Annotated in this window: 18 protein-coding genes; 13 read left to right on the forward strand and 5 right to left on the reverse strand. The window is 40.4% G+C overall.

Features of this window, described 5'->3' with window-relative positions; translation table 11 throughout:
* Entirely contained in the window at positions 1 to 1,521 is a 1,521-nt protein-coding gene (gene gpmI, locus VK159_RS13230) for a 2,3-bisphosphoglycerate-independent phosphoglycerate mutase (protein ID WP_324230623.1), read from the reverse strand.
* 130 nt (positions 1,522 to 1,651) lie between these two features.
* On the opposite strand from gpmI, the gene VK159_RS13235 reads away from it, so the two are divergent.
* The 4 genes from VK159_RS13235 (at position 1,652) to VK159_RS13250 (ending at position 3,677) form a co-directional block, all read left to right on the forward strand.
* A complete protein-coding gene (locus tag VK159_RS13235) occupies positions 1,652 to 2,038 on the forward strand; it encodes a DUF4783 domain-containing protein (protein ID WP_324230624.1) in 387 nt (128 codons plus the stop codon).
* Between the two features lie 97 nt (positions 2,039 to 2,135).
* Complete coding sequence (gene nadC, locus VK159_RS13240; protein WP_324230625.1) at positions 2,136 to 2,996, forward strand: carboxylating nicotinate-nucleotide diphosphorylase; 861 nt, start codon at positions 2,136 to 2,138, stop codon at positions 2,994 to 2,996.
* A 10-nt stretch (positions 2,997 to 3,006) separates the two neighbouring features.
* Positions 3,007 to 3,354 (forward strand): translation initiation factor, encoded by a 348-nt coding sequence (locus VK159_RS13245; protein WP_324230626.1) that lies wholly within the window; start codon positions 3,007 to 3,009, stop codon positions 3,352 to 3,354.
* A 77-nt stretch (positions 3,355 to 3,431) separates the two neighbouring features.
* A complete protein-coding gene (locus VK159_RS13250; protein ID WP_324230627.1) occupies positions 3,432 to 3,677 on the forward strand; it encodes a hypothetical protein in 246 nt (81 codons plus the stop codon).
* A 9-nt stretch (positions 3,678 to 3,686) separates the two neighbouring features.
* Here VK159_RS13250 and VK159_RS13255 read toward each other — a convergent pair whose 3' ends face one another.
* The gene (locus VK159_RS13255) at positions 3,687 to 3,920 is read right to left on the reverse strand and encodes a (4Fe-4S)-binding protein (protein ID WP_324230628.1); all 234 of its coding nucleotides are present in this window, start codon (positions 3,918 to 3,920) and stop codon (positions 3,687 to 3,689) included.
* Between the two features lie 85 nt (positions 3,921 to 4,005).
* Between VK159_RS13255 and apaG the strand changes: the two genes are divergently transcribed.
* Positions 4,006 to 4,392: a Co2+/Mg2+ efflux protein ApaG gene (apaG, locus tag VK159_RS13260; RefSeq protein WP_324230629.1), complete on the forward strand. Its 387-nt coding sequence runs from the start codon at positions 4,006 to 4,008 to the stop codon at positions 4,390 to 4,392.
* Between the two features lie 113 nt (positions 4,393 to 4,505).
* Positions 4,506 to 5,588, forward strand: coding sequence for an acyl-CoA desaturase (locus VK159_RS13265; RefSeq protein ID WP_324230630.1), 1,083 nt, complete (start codon positions 4,506 to 4,508; stop codon positions 5,586 to 5,588).
* Here the strand turns inward: VK159_RS13265 and VK159_RS13270 are convergent.
* The gene (locus VK159_RS13270) at positions 5,585 to 6,652 is read right to left on the reverse strand and encodes a hypothetical protein (RefSeq protein WP_324230631.1); all 1,068 of its coding nucleotides are present in this window, start codon (positions 6,650 to 6,652) and stop codon (positions 5,585 to 5,587) included. The two genes, VK159_RS13265 and VK159_RS13270, sit on opposite strands and share 4 nt — an antisense overlap.
* A gap of 244 nt (positions 6,653 to 6,896) precedes the next feature.
* Between VK159_RS13270 and VK159_RS13275 the strand changes: the two genes are divergently transcribed.
* The 3 genes from VK159_RS13275 (at position 6,897) to serS (ending at position 10,410) form a co-directional block, all read left to right on the forward strand.
* Entirely contained in the window at positions 6,897 to 8,579 is a 1,683-nt protein-coding gene (locus tag VK159_RS13275) for an NAD+ synthase (protein WP_324230632.1), read from the forward strand.
* A gap of 15 nt (positions 8,580 to 8,594) precedes the next feature.
* Positions 8,595 to 9,032, forward strand: coding sequence for a GNAT family N-acetyltransferase (locus VK159_RS13280; protein WP_324230633.1), 438 nt, complete (start codon positions 8,595 to 8,597; stop codon positions 9,030 to 9,032).
* A gap of 106 nt (positions 9,033 to 9,138) precedes the next feature.
* Positions 9,139 to 10,410, forward strand: coding sequence for a serine--tRNA ligase (serS, locus tag VK159_RS13285; protein ID WP_324230634.1), 1,272 nt, complete (start codon positions 9,139 to 9,141; stop codon positions 10,408 to 10,410).
* Between the two features lie 82 nt (positions 10,411 to 10,492).
* Here the strand turns inward: serS and VK159_RS13290 are convergent, their stop codons facing one another.
* Complete coding sequence (locus VK159_RS13290; RefSeq protein ID WP_324230635.1) at positions 10,493 to 11,485, reverse strand: zinc metalloprotease; 993 nt, start codon at positions 11,483 to 11,485, stop codon at positions 10,493 to 10,495.
* Positions 11,486 to 11,743: 258 nt separating this feature from the next.
* On the opposite strand from VK159_RS13290, the gene VK159_RS13295 reads away from it, so the two are divergent.
* Positions 11,744 to 12,400 (forward strand): hypothetical protein, encoded by a 657-nt coding sequence (locus VK159_RS13295; protein WP_324230636.1) that lies wholly within the window; start codon positions 11,744 to 11,746, stop codon positions 12,398 to 12,400.
* 21 nt (positions 12,401 to 12,421) lie between these two features.
* Here the strand turns inward: VK159_RS13295 and VK159_RS13300 are convergent, their stop codons facing one another.
* Entirely contained in the window at positions 12,422 to 13,486 is a 1,065-nt protein-coding gene (locus VK159_RS13300; protein WP_324230637.1) for an alkane 1-monooxygenase, read from the reverse strand.
* Positions 13,487 to 13,590: 104 nt separating this feature from the next.
* Between VK159_RS13300 and VK159_RS13305 the strand changes: the two genes are divergently transcribed.
* The 3 genes from VK159_RS13305 (at position 13,591) to VK159_RS13315 (ending at position 17,500) form a co-directional block, all read left to right on the forward strand.
* On the forward strand, positions 13,591 to 15,015 hold the full coding sequence (locus tag VK159_RS13305) for a DUF1800 domain-containing protein (protein ID WP_324230638.1): 1,425 nt from the start codon (positions 13,591 to 13,593) through the stop codon (positions 15,013 to 15,015).
* Positions 15,016 to 15,090: 75 nt separating this feature from the next.
* On the forward strand, positions 15,091 to 16,287 hold the full coding sequence (locus VK159_RS13310) for a DUF1501 domain-containing protein (RefSeq protein ID WP_324230639.1): 1,197 nt from the start codon (positions 15,091 to 15,093) through the stop codon (positions 16,285 to 16,287).
* 160 nt (positions 16,288 to 16,447) lie between these two features.
* Positions 16,448 to 17,500 carry a glycosyltransferase family 1 protein gene (locus VK159_RS13315; RefSeq protein ID WP_324230640.1) on the forward strand — a complete coding sequence of 351 codons (1,053 nt, stop codon included), beginning with the start codon at positions 16,448 to 16,450 and terminating at the stop codon, positions 17,498 to 17,500.
* The last annotated feature ends 22 nt before the right edge of the window (positions 17,501 to 17,522 follow it).

Below are 17,522 nucleotides of genomic sequence, written 5' to 3' on the forward strand. Positions count from 1 at the left end.
TTATTGATCGATCAATACATCACCGGTCATTTCTTTTGGCACCGGCAAGCCCATCATTGTAAGAATGGATGGTGCAATATCTCCCAATTTCCCGGCTTTCACGGTTCCTTTCCATGAACGGTCGATCACAAACAAAGGAACAGGATTAAGTGTATGTGCTGTGTTAGGGGTGCCATCTTCATTGATCATATAATCAGCATTACCATGATCGGCTGTAAGAAAAACAGTATAGCCGTGATTCAACGCTGCAGTTACCACACGCTTCACACAAGCATCAACTGTTTCAACTGCTTTTATTGCTGCAGGAAAAATACCAGTATGCCCAACCATATCAGCATTGGCATAATTCAGACAAATAAAATCGGCAGTTTCATCTTCAATCTCCGGAACAATGGCATCCGTTACTTCAACTGCACTCATCTCGGGTTGCAGATCATAAGTAGCCACTTTTGGTGATTGAATCATGATGCGTTTTTCACCTTCAAACGGTTTTTCTCTTCCTCCACTAAAGAAGAAACTTACATGCGGATATTTTTCTGTTTCGGCAATACGTATCTGTGTGCGTTCATGTTCTTCTAATACTTCACCTAATGTTTTGCTGAGATTATCCGTTTCAAATATCACATGAACGTTCTTGTATGTTTTATCATACTCCGTCATGGTGGTATAATGAAGATCGAGTTTCTTCATGTTAAACTCAGGCATATCAATTTGTGTTAACACCTGTGTTATTTCTCTGCAACGATCGGTACGGAAGTTGAAACAGATCACAGCATCGCCATCTTTGATATTGGAGTCGGGAGCATTGGAATTGATAATAGGTTTCATAAACTCATCTGTTACTCCGCTTTCGTAAGAAGCAGCTACAGCCTTCAACACATCTGTTGTTTTTTCACCAACGCCATTTACTAATGCATCGTAAGCCAGTTTCACACGCTCCCAACGTTTGTCTCGGTCCATTGCATAGTAACGACCGGTAACAGACGCTATAACACCGGTAGTGGCAGTAAGATGCTGCTGCACATCGGTTAAATAAGCTAATCCGCTTTTGGGATCTGTATCACGACCATCAGTAAATGCATGAATGAACACATTGCTGAAACCTTTCTCTTTACACAAAGTGGTGATAGCTTTCAGATGACTTGTATGCGAATGCACACCACCATCACTCACCAGCCCGATTATATGAAGTGCTTTTTTATTGTTGATGGCATAATCAATGCTGTTGTTGAGGGTCTTGTTACCGGCAAACTCACCACTGCGAACGGCAACATGAATACGCTGAAGTTCCTGGTAAACGATCCGGCCTGCTCCAAGATTCAGGTGACCTACTTCGCTGTTACCCATCTGTCCATCGGGTAAACCAACGGCTTCACCACAGGTAACCAGGGTAGTATTGGGATATTGGCTGTAAAGACTACTAACAAACGGCACATTGGCGTTTTGGATTGCATCTGCGGCGGGTACCTGCCCGAGGCCCCATCCATCCATTATTACAAGGATTGCTTTTTTCTTTGTCATACGGCCAAAATTACTTTATTTGGGTCAAAATCATTCGTTTACGAACACAGGCAACCGATCATTACCTTTATACGTCTGTTAAGTGGTTTTATGGCATGTTTTTCGTAATAAATGAATCAAACCTGACTAAATGAAAAAATATTACTTTTTACAAATAACCATCCTGATGTTCCTGGCTGTGTTAACAGTTTCCTTTACACAGAAGGATGATATTGTTGCTGCCCTTAAAACGGGTAACGTTGAAAAAATGTCGAAGTATTTCGATAACACAATTGATGTAACTGTGCCGGGCAAAAGCAACGCTTTCAGTAAAGGACAAGCCGAACTTGTGATTAAAGATTTCTTTAACCTGAATAAGGTGAAGAATTTTGAAGTGCAACACTCAGGCAGCAATCCTTCATCAAACTTTATCATTGGTACCTTAACAACAGCAGGAGGTACGTACCGCACCACTGTTTATATGCGTACCAAAGGTGATAAGCAGTTGATTCAAGGTGTGGAGTTTGAGCAAAAATAATCAGGCAAACGGGAAAGATAAGAACGATGAGCCCTCCGATTGACGGAGGGCTTTTTCGTACATAACAGTGAACAAAAATTTCCTGTACGTTTGCGTTATGGTAGCAAACTATGATGAACTGTTGCAACAGCTCATTGCTTCGGCATTAAAAGAGGATATTGGTGAAGGAGATCATTCAACACTAAGTTGTATTTCACCTGAAGCAAAAGGAAAAGCCGTTTTGAAAATAAAAGAAGCCGGTGTACTTGCCGGTATGAAAGTGGCTGAAACAATATTTCGTTTTCAGCAACCGGATATTGTTTTTCGAGCTTACAAAAAAGATGGTGATACGATGGAGTTTGGCGAAACAGCTTTTGAAGTGGAAGCAACTGTTCATACAATTCTCCAATGCGAACGTCTTGTGTTGAATTGTATGCAACGGATGAGCGGCATTGCAACACTCACCAAAACATACTCTGATAAACTAGTTGGTTACAAAACACGTATTCTCGATACACGAAAAACAACACCAAATTTCCGCTTACTTGAAAAAGAAGCGGTAGCAATTGGTGGTGGACATAACCATCGGTTTGCGTTGTATGATATGATTATGCTGAAGGATAATCACATTGATTATTGTGGTGGTATAGAAGTAGCTATTGAAAAAGCATACAACTATGTGCAACAGGTAAAACCGGGTTTAAAAATTGAAGTGGAAACAAGAAACCTGGATGACGTGAAAAAAGTACTGGCAACAGGTAAAGTGAACCGCATAATGTTAGATAACTTTACACCGGAACAGCTAAAAGAGGCCGTTGCGTTGATAGGTGAACAAATTGAAACAGAAGCAAGCGGCGGAATAAATCTTTCAAACATTCAAACGTATGCAGCATCAGATGTTGATTACGTGAGTGTAGGCGCACTCATTCACCAGGCACGCAGTCTTGATCTGAGTCTAAAGGCAGTTGTTGAACAGTAAACGAAAAATCATGAGTAAGAAATTTAAACCCGATAAAGGCGGTTTCGTTTTTAGCACCGATCCCAATTTCCGTTTTGAAGATGAGGAACAACAGGCAAAAGAAACGCTGCCACCTGCTCAGCAAAATCTGCGTGTAAAACTGGAAACAAAACACAGGGCAGGCAAAACAGTAACGTTGGTTGATGGTTTTGTTGGAACAGACGAAGATGCTGAAAAGCTGGGTAAACTATTAAAGAACCAGTGCGGTAGTGGTGGATCAGTAAAGGATGGTGAAATTATTGTGCAGGGTGACCACCGGGATAAAGTAGTTCAATACTTGCTCAAGAATGGCTACAGCAAAACAAAAAAGGCCGGCTAACGTTTTCTACTGCTGCAAGCATGGATTTATTTATTTTTACAACAACACGATAAGTCAACCAAACCATCTAACCCGTGATGTCAATCATTCTTTTAGGCGCATACACAGCAAGGCTTGAACTATTCAAGTTTTTCTTTTTCCTGGCTTTTGGAGCCCTGATCTGGAGTTTCTTTCTGTTTTATGATGCTTCCGGATCAACAAGCCGCCGACGCAAGAAAAAGCGGGCCATTATTTTAATGGTAGTTTCCTCCGTATTAGTTGCGGGTATGTCTGTTACCTGGCTGTTGAGCAAAACCAATATGGGATGGTGGTTCGATAAATAGTCATCAATCTTATCCTGCATCTTCCGCATCATTCATATAATAAGTTAGTGCACCGCTTGGGCATTTACGCACTTGCTCAATAATTTGTTCGGTTGTTGCTCCATTTGGCTCGATCCAGGGCCGTTTCTTAGGATCAAATACCTCCTTCAATCCCTTCCAGCAAAGAGTTGAATGAATACAAGTATCCGGTTTCCAAACAATGGTTACTTCTCCGTTCGTATATTTATGTGTTGTTTTTGGCATGTAGATGATAGTTGTTTTTAAGCCATTCTTCATCTCAATGGCGGTAGTTCCCTAAAATTCGATTATTTTTATAGCAAATTAATACATGGTTTTCAAAATTTCAGAAGGCGTTAAGGTAAGTGTGGAAACATACTACCAACCTGATTACAGCGATCCGGTTGCTGCTGAATTTATGTTTGCCTATCGTATTACCATCGAAAACAATAATACTTTCCCGGTAAAACTTCTCCAACGTCACTGGAACATTTTCGACAGCAATGGCTCGTACAAAGAAATTGATGGTGAAGGAGTAGTGGGTGTGCAGCCTGTAATACTTCCCGGTGATCAGTACCAATATGTGAGTGGCTGCAACCTTAAAACCGAAATGGGTAAAATGGAAGGCAATTACAGCATGGAAAACCTGCATACCAAAAAGCAATTCAAGGTAAACATTCCTATGTTTGAGATGATTGCACCATTCAAGAATAATTAACTGTTTACTTTAACAGTATAAGCCTGACAAGAGCCTTCCACAAAAATATTTCCTTGTTTTTTTAATGTATCTTCGTGTGCTGTATTTTTAGTACTATAAAGCAGCTTTTTTCAATGGCAAAAGTTACTTTCAACAACAGGAACTCGGTTTTCTTTTCTGATCTCAAACAAGCAGTAGAGAATTATTTTTCGCAAACAAACACACGGAAAACGGGCAATTTCAAACTTTATCTTAAAACAATTGTTTTAATCCCCGCAGCACTACTCATTTATATATTGTTATTAACTGTATCTATGCCGGTATGGTTGTCATTAACGTTATGTGCGGTGTTGGGAATTGTATTTGCAAGCATCGGCTTTAATGTAATGCACGATGCCAATCACGGCAGTTACAGCAGCAAAAAATGGGTAAACAATTTATTGGGTTATACCATCAATGCATTGGGTGGAAATGCATTTATCTGGAAGTTCAAACATAACATCATTCATCACACGTACACAAACGTGGATGGGGTGGATGATGACATTGCACGAAGTCCTTTAATGCGTCAATGTCAATCGCAGGTATGGAAACCGGCACACAAGTATCAACATATTTATGTTGTGTTTCTCTACGCTATTTCTTCGTTGGCATGGGCTGCCTATCTTGATTTTGATAAATACTTCAAAAAGAAAGTGAACAATACACCCATGCAGAAAATGACGACAAGTGATCATATTGTTTTTTGGGTGAGTAAACTCTTGTATGCATTTTTCTATATCGCTTTACCAATTATGGTGGTTGGTTTTGTGCCGTGGTTGGTTGGTTATTTGGTAATGGAAATCGTGCTGGGTTTTGTTTTGGCGATCGTGTTTCAACTGGCACATGTGGTGGAAGAAACAGAATTTGAATATGCAGGACCTAACGAAGCTCTGCTTATTGAAAACGAATGGGCCGTACACCAAATAAAGACAACTTCAAACTTTGCTCCCCGTAATAAAATTGTATCATGGTTTGCAGGTGGTTTGAACTACCAGGTGGAGCATCATTTGTTTCCACGTATCAGTCATATTCATTACCCTGCCATTAGTAAAATTGTAGAACAGAAGTGTAAGGAATATAAACTGCCTTACAATTCAATTAAAACGATGAGGGCTGCGATTGTTTCTCACTTTAAGATGATGAAACAAATGGGCCAACCGCCGCAAACAGCTTAATGCGGCTTGTAATCAGATTCATTAAAAATGGTCTTGTTTGATGTTTTCATCAACTGCTGTAACGTTACTTCAGGTTTTTTCTTCATGTAAGACTTTACAATTTCCCAACCGAGAAATGCACCGATATTACCCGGACTTTGTTCAGGCATTCCCTGTGTTGTTGGTCCGTCTGTAATAAAATTCTGCACACGTGCCGGATCAATTTCGTACAACAGATTTTGTTGAATAAAGAAATTATAAATACTGCGTTCATTGTCTTTACACCAATTGAGTTGCTTACCGGTATACCCGATCAACAACGAGTCGTTACTGTTCGGCAGAAATTGATTCAACAGGTACAAGCGTTTTCCCTTCTCCACAAAACGTTCAATCAACGGATAGCGATTACTGCTGTCGGGATACAGATCATCGATCACCAATGTAAACACATCAGTTGCTATAAACTCTTTGCTGAACCGACGGCTGCGGTATTGCGGTGCAATGCTGCTGATATAACCAAGGTCGTTGTAAATCGAATAATCTTTTCCTAAATAGAACTGCAAACCAATCGCCAGAAAATTTTCTCCCAGATAATTGGGGCTGGGCTCATTGTTACTCATTGGTGCCAATGCATCCATTGGTCCCACAGTTGTAATGATCGTTGGAATTTGATATGAGGGGAAATAATGCTTCACATACCGAAACCCATTTGTGAGTTCTTCCGCAGTGCTGCTGAAATTCTTATACAACTTTTGTGAAGCATCGTAGACAGGTTTGTTGAGATGCAGAAAGCGTTTGCTTCCTTCAAATGCAAGACTGTTACTGTCAACCACCGGACCAAGACCCAGTACATGATTGATGAACAATGGTAAAAACGTCGGATATTTCTGCTGCAGTTGCGACAGCCCCTGTTTAGTGGCGTTACTGTCAATGCCAAAAAAGTCTTGCTCAAAGCGCTCAACTTTCAGATCAACCTTGATGCCCGAAACATCCGGGACATGGGTTTGATCGCTACACGCAATAAATGTTACAATGAAGAAAACGGGGATGAGATTTTTCATGCTGTTCACTAACGGAATATTCATGTGTTAATTGTTATTGCTTTTTGGCCAAATAGTATAACCATAAAAATTATTATCTCTTTGGATATATGTTAGATTGGTCATTTTTATGGTTATTTCATATGATTGTTGTGCGGTTCTGTGGCTGAAATTCGTGAAATTTGGCGAATGAAATGAGTTGTAAAAATTATTAAGCAACTTTACCGTAAGCGAAGATAATTTTTACAACGAATACCAGTCGGCAAAAAAATCAATAATAAACAGGCGAATGAAAATATTTCTTGCGCAGCAAAATTATCATATTGGCAATTTCGAAAGCAACACCCAAAAGATTATTGAGGCAATAGAAGCGGCAAAAGCACAGGGCGGTGAGTTGATTCTCTTTAGTGAGTTGAGTGTGTGTGGCTACCCGCCAAGGGATTTTTTAGAGTTCAACGACTTTCTCAATAAATGTAATGAAGCTATTGACAAGATCAGGCAACATGCCGATAGCATTGCAGTGATCATTGGTGCACCCGATCATAACAAACGTGTTGAAGGGAAAGACCTGCACAATGCGGCTTACTTCCTGTACGAAAAAGAAGTGAAGGCAGTTGTTCATAAAACCTGTTTACCAAATTACGATGTGTTTGATGAGTACCGTTATTTTGAACCGGCCTACGATTGGAATATTGTGGAGTTTAAAGGAAAGAAATTAGCGATCACTATTTGTGAAGATATCTGGAACCTCGGCGATAATCCTTTGTACCGCATTTGTCCAATGGATGAATTGATGAAATATCAACCGGATGTGATGTTGAATATTTCAGCATCGCCATTTGATTACACACATGTAGAAGACAGGAAAGCAATTGTAAAACTGAATGTACAGAAGTACAAACTGCCGATGCTGTATTGCAATTGTGTCGGCAGTCAAACAGAAATTGTTTTTGATGGAGGCTCGCTGGTATTTGATAAGCATGCAAACATGATCAAACATTTATCGTTGTTTGATGAAGAACTGGTGGGTTTTGAGTTGAACGATGACGGCACATTTGCAGAACCGGTTGTTGCAACTGCTGATACATTACCCAACGAAGAATTTAACCCAGCGCATTTAGATGAAACCTTATGCATTGCTGAAATACACAATGCCATCGTACTCGGCATCAGGGATTATTTTCAAAAGATGGGTTTCAGTAAAGCCATTCTCGGAAGCAGCGGAGGTATTGACAGTGCTGTAACATTAGCACTCGCCTGCACAGCATTGGGTAAAGAAAATGTACGGGCTGTTTTATTGCCATCACAGTATTCAACAGATCATAGTGTAAGCGATGCAGAACAGTTGAGTAAAAATCTCGGCAACCCGTATGATATTGTGCCGATCAAAAATATTTACGATGCATTCTTAACAGAGTTGAAACCCATCTTCAACGATTTGCCTTTTTCATTGGCAGAAGAAAATATTCAAAGCCGCAGCCGCGGAAATTTATTGATGGCTATTGCCAATAAGTTTGGATACATCCTGCTCAACACTTCTAACAAAAGCGAACTGGCAACCGGTTACGGAACCTTGTACGGTGATATGGCCGGGGGTATTGGTGTACTGGGCGATTGTTACAAATTGCAGGTGTATGAACTGGCGAAATACATCAACCGGAATGAAGAAATTATTCCAACAAATATCATTACCAAACCACCAAGTGCAGAATTGAGGCCCGGACAAAAAGATTCGGATTCATTGCCTGATTATTCCATTCTTGATAAAGTGTTGTATCAATATATCGAACGCCGACAAGGACCAAAAGAGATCAAAGCGATGGGTTATGATGCAGCGTTGGTTGATCGTATTTTGAAAATGGTGAATGTGAATGAATATAAACGCAATCAGTTCTGTCCCATTATTCGTGTTTCTCCAAAAGCATTTGGTGTGGGCAGGAGGGTGCCGATTGTTGGAAAATATTTAAGCTAAACAAATTCTATAACTATGCAACGGGAAGGTTTCGCCATTACAACAGAAACAAGTTTTTTTAATCTTGAGTTTATTCATGCTTTTCTGTCGAAGTCGTATTGGGCAGAAAACATTCCGATGGAAACTGTTCAGCGATCGATCGACAATTCAATTTCTTTTGGTGTGTTTCATTTAGGCAGGCAAATTGGTTTTGCAAGAGTGATTACCGATAAAGCAACCTTTGCTTATCTCGCCGATGTGTTTATTGATGAAGCCTATCGTGGCCAGGGCTTGAGCAAATGGATGATGGAAGAAATCATGGCTCACCCCGATCTGCAAGGGTTACGAAGAATGATGCTGGCTACCCGTGATGCCCATGGGCTATATGCGCAGTTTGGGTTTGAACCACTCACTTTTACAGATCGTTGGATGCAGATACATAAGCCTGGTATTTACAAAAATGCTGAAGAGTAGGTGAGTTGCAAAAAACTGCCAGAGTTTATAGCTGCTGGCGGGGTTTTCGTGCCTCTTACTTCTAACCTCGTACTTCAACCTTATCTTTGCCGCAAATTTTTGAGTTATGTTACAATTGGCATTTATCCGCCAGAACAGGGAATTGGTGAAAGAGCGCTTAGCCGTGAAAAACTTTACCAACCTTGAATTGGTTGATGAAATTATTGCATTAGATGAACAGCGTCGTAAAAAACAGTTGGAGAATGATGACCTGGCTGCAAAAGTAAATGCTGCTTCCAAAGAAATTGGTATGCTCATGGGCAAGGGACAAAAAGCAGAAGCCGAGCAAAAGAAAACTGAAGTAACACAGTATAAAGAATCATCCAAACAAATTGCTGAAGAACTCGCATCAGTTGAACAAAAGCTGAATGAGTTGTTGGTGCGTCTGCCAAATCTTCCGTCTTCATTAGTACCCGTTGGTAAATCAGCAGAAGATAATGTGAATGTAAAAGAAGGCGGGAATGAACCTGTGCTGCATGCTGATGCAAAACCGCATTGGGAGTTGATTGAACAATACGATATTGTAAACTTTGAATTAGGTGTAAAGATCACAGGCAGAGGATTTCCTGTGTACAAAGGAAAAGGTGCAAAGTTGCAGCGTGCACTCATCAGTTATTTTCTTGATTACAATACTGCGGCAGGTTATACCGAATACATTCCACCTTACATGGTGAATGAAGCATCTGCTTACGGTACCGGTCAACTGCCCGATAAAGAAGGGCAGATGTATCACATGCAGGAAGATAATTTTTACATGATCCCAACTGCTGAAGTACCTGTTACAAATATTTATCGTGATGAGATCGTAAAGGAATCTGAATTGCCAATCAAGATGACGGCGTACACGCCTTGTTTCCGCAGAGAGGCAGGTAGTTTTGGTGCGGATGTTCGTGGGTTGAATCGTGTACACCAGTTCGATAAAGTAGAGATCATTCAATTAGTACATCCTGATAAAAGTTATGAGGTGTTGGATGAAATGGTAGCACATGTTGAGAAGCTGTTACAGAATCTCGGCTTGAAATACCGCATCCTCCGTTTGTGCGGTGGTGATATGGGTTTTACTTCTGCTCTTACGTACGATTTTGAAGTTTGGAGTGCAGCACAAAAGAAATGGTTAGAATGCAGCAGTGTAAGCAACTTTGAAAATTACCAGACCAACCGCATGAAGGTTCGTTTTAAAGATGAGCATGGTAAAATGCAATTGGTTCATTCATTGAACGGAAGTTCATTGGCTTTGCCAAGAATTCTTGCTTCTCTGCTGGAGAATAATCAAACAGAAAATGGGATTAAAATACCCGAAGTACTGCAGCCATATTTTGGAGCGGATATGCTGAACTAAAACAGGATCGGTATTCTAAAAGAAAAGCCCCTTGCAGAAACTGCAAGGGGCTTTTCTTTCTCATGTTGATTACGAATTGCCATTAAGGACGCAAACCTGCCCTTGGACCATTAGTTGCAAATGTTGCACGCATACGTGTTTCCTGACCTGCGGTAAACATGTACATACAACGATCGTCTGTATAATCCATATAGTTCATGGTCATTTCAATTGGTCTGCCACTGCATTTGCTGGTTGTGTTTGCAGCAGGGCAGCCATAGTTTGCACCATCATGCCCCGGTGTATCAGCAACAAAATCATCACCGCATCTTCTGTCGCCCCAGATATGACGCAGATTTAACCAATGGCCCACTTCGTGTGTAGCAGTTCTTCCAAGATCATACGTATTTATATAAGTACCGGAAGGTTCTTTTGCTCTGCTGCCGAATGCGCTGTACAAAACCACAACTCCGTCTGTAGCAGATGAGCCGCCCGGGAACTGTGCGTAACCCAAATAGCTACCCAGGTTACAGCTCCACATGTTCAGGGCAGCAGTTGGATTTGTCGGATCGATACCACCTTGTGAACTTTTCTTCATTGCATCGTTGGTGCTCCATGAAGTAACTGTAGTTTGTTTGCGGGTAACTCCGGCCAGAACAAACTTAATATTGGTTGTACCTGCTTTTACAGTTTGATATGTATTTGTAAGATTGACGTCGCTGTTTGAGCCTGCAAAATCCTCATTCAATACAGCAATTTGAGATGCAATTTGTGCATCAGAAATATTTTCAGCTGACGTTCTGTAAAGAACATTTACATAAACAGGGATGGTCATAGTTACGCCGTCTGCTTCCAGTTTACCATTTATGTTTTGGGCCGCATAACGGGCAGTAAAGGCTTCAATTTCATCCATTCTTTTTTGGAGCGAAGGATCTTCTTTCAATTTAGCCTGTAACACTTCGTAACTGGCACAGCGACGACCTTCGGCCAACGATTGTTCAACTTCTTCTTCAATGTTTTCTTTCTCAGATACAGATTTACTACATCCAAAAAACAATAACAGCGATGCTGCTGCCAATACCGATACTTTCTTCATTTGTTGTTGTTTAGGTTTAGGTGAAAAAAAGTGACTGGTGAATTTATAATTTTTTAACTGACAGCTGTTAGTGCCGGCAGATTAATTTTTGAAACGTTGCTGCAAACGGGCTAATAAATGCGCTAAATGATGAATAACTGAGAAATAGACCGTATAACTACGAAAAACTGAAGTTCTTAAAGTTATTATAAGAAACATTTCATTAGCAGTTAGGGTCAATTTCATGCTTTATCATTGCTGCAAATCAATTTAACTGCCATGAAAAAATTTTTTACACTTGCAATTGCCTCTTTGCTGATCATTAATGCCAAAGCCCAGTTTCAAAAAGGAAACAAAGTCTTTGGGTTTGGGATCAATGTTGAAAATGCACACAGCAATACTTTATATCCATTATCAGAAACAATCAACAAGGGGTTTATGTTAGGTGCGTCTGTGTCTCTTGCCAAAGCAAAGTCGGAAAACAGGCTCAACGGTTTTACATTAACTGCGGGTTATGGCAAATTGAAAAGCAGAACCAACATTCCTTTCGCTTCAGACCAATTTTCAGAAAGTTTTAATGCAGGCCTTGGATACTTTATGCGGAAATACAAACCGTTAGGAAAAAACTTTTTTGTATTCGGCGAAGCGCAAGCATCATTTAACTACAACAGGCAATTATTCCGTTCAGCAACAAATAAGGTAAATGACGATCGTTACAATGTCACCATAGGTGTTTACCCAGGTCTTGCTTACAAATGGAATGATCGTTTTCTTTTAGAGTTGCGCTTTGCTGATTTTGCAGCCTTATCATACAATTATATTGAGCAAGAGTCTAACGATAGCAAATCGTTTTCACGAGGGGTATCATTTGGCACAAGCCTTGGCCTTGGGTATCTCAACAATATTGGCATTGGTGCCCGCTGGATCATCAAATAAACGTATTACAAGAACGCCTATTTATCCTGTAAGGGGCATCGCAACCGGTGCCTCTTTTTTTATGCGTTTGTTCATGATATAAAACCATAGCGGAGGAATATGCGCCAGTATCATCATGCCGGGGTAACCTGTTGGCATTTGCATGGAATGATCATGATGACGTAATACCTGGTATTTTCTGCTGGCAAGATAATGATGATCGCTATGCCTGCTCAATTCAAACAACATCAATCGTCCAACAACATGGTTACTGTTCCAGCTATGATGTGGCATGGTGCGTTCATATTGTCCGCTGGCTGTTTGTTTGCGGCTTAACCCATAATGCTCAATATAGTTTACACATTCCAGCAGCAACATCCCAATCAAAGCAGCAATTAAGTAAGCCCCCAATATCTTCCAACCGAATACAGCAAGAATGGTTATTACAAATGAAAGTTGAACTAATTGCAGTTGCAGCATTTCATTCTGTAAGCTGAAAATTGCTTTTCCTTTTTTCTGAACATCTTGGTTGGCAATTTTCCATGCACTTAAGTAGGTAAACAATAAGGTACGTGGGTAAAACGCAAACACACTCTCATTATATCTTGCACTGGACGGATCTTCGTGGGTTGCTACATTTTTATGATGTCCTTTATTATGCTCTATAAAGAAATGCGTGTAAAGCGATGTAAGCAATAATGCCTTTGCCATCAGTTGCTCCGTCTTGTTTACCCGATGTCCCAGTTCATGCGCCACATTAATACCAAACACGCCGCAAAGCAAACCCATGCTGATGATACGACCTGCTTTATCAACTGTGCTGAGATCGTCCTGTTGCAAGGAGAATAAAAAGGTAAGGAGCAAAACATATTGCAAAGGCAGAATGAGGTAGAGAATATAGTCGTAGGTTTTATCTGCCTTCGCCATTTCTTCTTCTGCAGCAGAAAGGTTGCTCACATCGGGCCGTATCAATAACTCAATTAATGGAATAAATACAAAGGCATAGATTACAGGTAAAAAAGTGACGGAGCCCTTGTTGGTAAATGCAAGCCAGGCTGCCAAAAATAAGATGAAGGGGCTAAGGTATTTATATGGGCCAATCCTCATGTCCTCAATTTACGAAGAAGCCGTCGACAAACGATTTTTTCATTTCTTTCGTTTTATCATTAAACTATCAGAATTTCAGCAAGTCCTAATCCAATAATTTTTATATGGCCGTATCAGTACAGTTAAAAAATCAGCATTTGTTATGGCGGGCAGGTTTTGGTCCCGCAGTTGAGCAATGGAACGATCTCAATAAAACTTCTCCTGTTAAATTATATGAGGCATTGGAAAAGGCATCACGAAAAGAACCTATGCCGATAAAAGTCGCCAATAATTTTGTTGATGGTTTGATGAATGGGGTTGATGGTATCAGGCGTACAGAAATGACGCAGGAGCAGCGACAGCAAATGCAAAAAAAATCAAGAGAGGATATCCGTAATCTTAATCTTGAATGGCTGGATGAAATGGTAAACAGTGAGCAACAACTCCGTGAAAAGCTGGCATTCTTCTGGCATGGTCATTTTGCATGCAGGAATCTTAATTCACTTTATCAACAGGAATTGTTACGTGTCATTCGTGCTAATGCACTAGGTAATTTCGGCACATTGCTGAAAGAAGTAAGTCGCAGTGCGGCCATGCTTGCTTTTCTTAATAATCAGCAGAACCGCAAACAAAAGCCCAACGAAAACTTTGCACGTGAAGTGATGGAGTTGTTCACCATGGGGCGTGGAAACTATACCGAAAAAGATATTAAAGAAGCAGCACGTGCATTTACAGGCTGGCAGTTTAAATTAGATGGTGAATTTATTTTCAGGGCTAATCAGCATGATGATGGCACAAAGACGGTATTAGGCCGCACAGGCAATTTTGATGGTGATGATATTCTTGATCTGTTGCTCGAACAAAAACAAACAGCTACCTACATTGCTAACAAGATGTATAAGTTTTTTGTGAATGAAGAAGTTGACCGGGAAAAAGTAACATGGCTGGCCGATCGGTTTTACAAATCGGGTTACGAGATCAAAACAATATTGAAAGATATTTTCACGAGCGATTGGTTTTACGAGGAAAAAAATATTGGTTCAAGAGTAAAATCGCCTGTTGATCTGCTGGTGGGTATTCGTCGTTCTTTGCCAATGCAGATTGAAAATGAGGATGCGCAATTGTTCCTGCAAAAAGTACTGGGACAAATTTTATTCTATCCGCCCAACGTTGCCGGCTGGCCCGGTGGTTTCAACTGGATCGATAGTTCATCACTCATGTTCCGCATGCGTATTCCACAATTGATGGCTACAAAAGAAGCATTTCAATTCAAAGCAAAAAGTGATGACGACCAGGAAATGGGCCGTGCAGGAAAAATGCCGGGCAGAGTAGTGCAAACAACAATTAAATGGGAACCTGCATTAAAGCAGTTAGAAAAAACATCTCGGGAACAATTGCTCAGCAATATTGCATCACTTGTTTGGCAAACCGACAGCAGCAAAATGAACAAAGCAACTGTTGAAAAATTTGTAGATGCCTCATCACGTGAACGCTATATTCAAACAGCGATCATTCAGTTGATGTGTACACCGGAATACCAAATGTGCTAAACAATTTCTGATGTCGGATTGCAGATGTTGGATTTTAAATCTGCAATCGTCATTCTAAAATCTAAAACCGGCCTCATGTTTATACAACGTAAAGAATTTCTTCAGATAGGATCACTTGCTACAGCATCTATGTTGATGCCGCAGTTTTTAAAAGCATTTGAGTCGGGTAAGCTTGTTCCTCCGGGAAATAAAGTCACCGTCATCATTCAATTGAGCGGAGGCAATGACGGTTTGAATACAGTGATTCCTTATCGAAACGATTTGTATTACCGCAACCGTCCACGTTTAGGTATTCAACGCAATGCAGCATTATCGTTAACAGATGAAGCAGGTCTGCATCCATCACTTACTGCGTTTAAAGACTTGTATGATGAGGGCAGCATGGGTATTTTCAACAGCGTGGGTTATCCCAATCCTGATAAAAGTCATTTCCGCAGTATGGATATCTGGCACACAGCAAGCGACAGTCGTGATTACTGGAACACCGGTTGGGTTGGCAGATATTTAGATGACCAATGCAAAGGTTGCGATAAACCAACACAGGCATTAGAGATCGATGATGTGTTAAGTCTTGCGTTGAAAGGCAATGATATTAAAGGCATAGCCGTTGAAGATCCACGGCGTTTGTACACTACGAGCCAGGAGCGTTACTTCAAAGAAATAATGAAGCAGCATCAACAGGAACATGAGCGACCGGTTGATTATCTATACAAGACAATGGCTGAAACCATTTCAAGTGCCGATTATATTTTCAAACAAAGCAAGCAACGGCCATCAGCAGAAACCTATCCCAACTCTGATTTGGGTAAAGGATTAAAAACAATTGCATCACTGATTTTTAGTGAGATCAATACAAAAGTGTATTACATTTCACTCGGAAGTTTTGATACACATATCAACCAGGAAGGTCAGCAGAAGCGTTTGTTTACAGAGTTGAATGATGCAGTGAAAGCATTTGTGAAAGACCTGAAAGCAAATAACCGTTTTGATGATGTGTTGTTGTTTACATTCTCTGAGTTTGGAAGAAGAGTGGCACAAAATGCAAGCAACGGTACCGATCACGGTAAAGCAAACAATATGTTCTTTATCGGCGGTGGTTTAAAAAAGCAAGGTATTTATAACCCATTGCCGGATCTAACAAACCTTGATGACGGCGACGTAAAATTCCAACTCGATTTCAAGCAGGTGTACGCAACTGTTCTCAACAAATGGATGGGCGCAGATGCCGATGCAATCTTAAAACAGTCCATTAAACCATTGGATTTCATTTGATAACGGAGAACGGGTGTGCAACACATTAAGTGTGGCCCACCCTGCATCTCGTAAAATTACTGTCTGATTATTAGGTGAAAACTCCTATTGTTTAAGGCGCACATGCCGTCTATATTTGTATTGTCCAATTATTTGAGAAACCAAACATCGTCCAATTCCTATGGAAGTATCTTACTTCTTCCGTAAAAAAAGGCTTCATGCATTCAGTATCGAATCATTATTCGATAATGTGCAGGCCCAGGTTGCAGAAACAACCGGCATTAAAGCTAACAAAGTTGAGGTGCCATCTATCCGCAACATCTTCGCAAATATTTTCAAATCACGCAGCAGCCAATCGCAGATCAATCACATCACGGGTGATATTCATTATGTATCACTTGGTATGAAAAAGCGTAATACTGTGTTGACGATTCACGACTGTGTGTTCTTAACAAAGTACGGCAAGACCAATTTTAAATACTGGCTGTTTAAATTCTTTTGGTATCAATTACCAATGTGGCGTGCCAACACCATTACAGTGATCAGCGAAAAAACAAAGCGTGAACTCATCAACTTAACTGGTGTAAATGCCAATAAGGTGAAGGTGGTTCCCAATTTTTTTGATCCACGTTTTGAGTTTACACCAAAGAAATTCAATGCACAAAAGCCACGTATTCTTCAGATAGGAACAAAAGAAAACAAGAACATTCACAACCTGGCGAAAGCATTAAAAGGTGTGAATTGTGAATTGCATATCATTGGCAGTTTGGATGTGGAAACACAACTCATTCTCCAGGAAAATAAAATCGATTTTAAAACACATACTAATCTTTCGTTCGATCAATTGAAACATCAGTATGAGTTGTGCGATATGGTTGTGTTTGCTTCAACTTATGAAGGTTTTGGTTTACCCATCCTTGAAGCATGTGCAGTTGGTCGTCCGTTGGTGACAAGCCGCATTTCGCCGATGGATGAAATTTCAGACGATGCAGCCTGCAAAGTAAATCCTTATAACATTCTTGATATCCGCCGTGGTATTTTAAACGTCATTGAGAACGAACAATACCGTGATCAATTAGTGAACAACGGCTGGAAGATGCGTTACAAATACAGCATCACCAATATCACCAATAAATACACTGAGTTGTATGAAGAGGTTGCAGCAAGACCTGCACAGGAGTTCTTTATTCTTCGTCCTGCAAAAGCAGCTGCTTCTTTCTTTGGATTGATCTGATTAAATCTTGTACTTACTAACC

The sequence above is a fragment of the Lacibacter sp. genome, assembly GCF_035299325.1.
GTDB lineage: Bacteria > Bacteroidota > Bacteroidia > Chitinophagales > Chitinophagaceae > Lacibacter.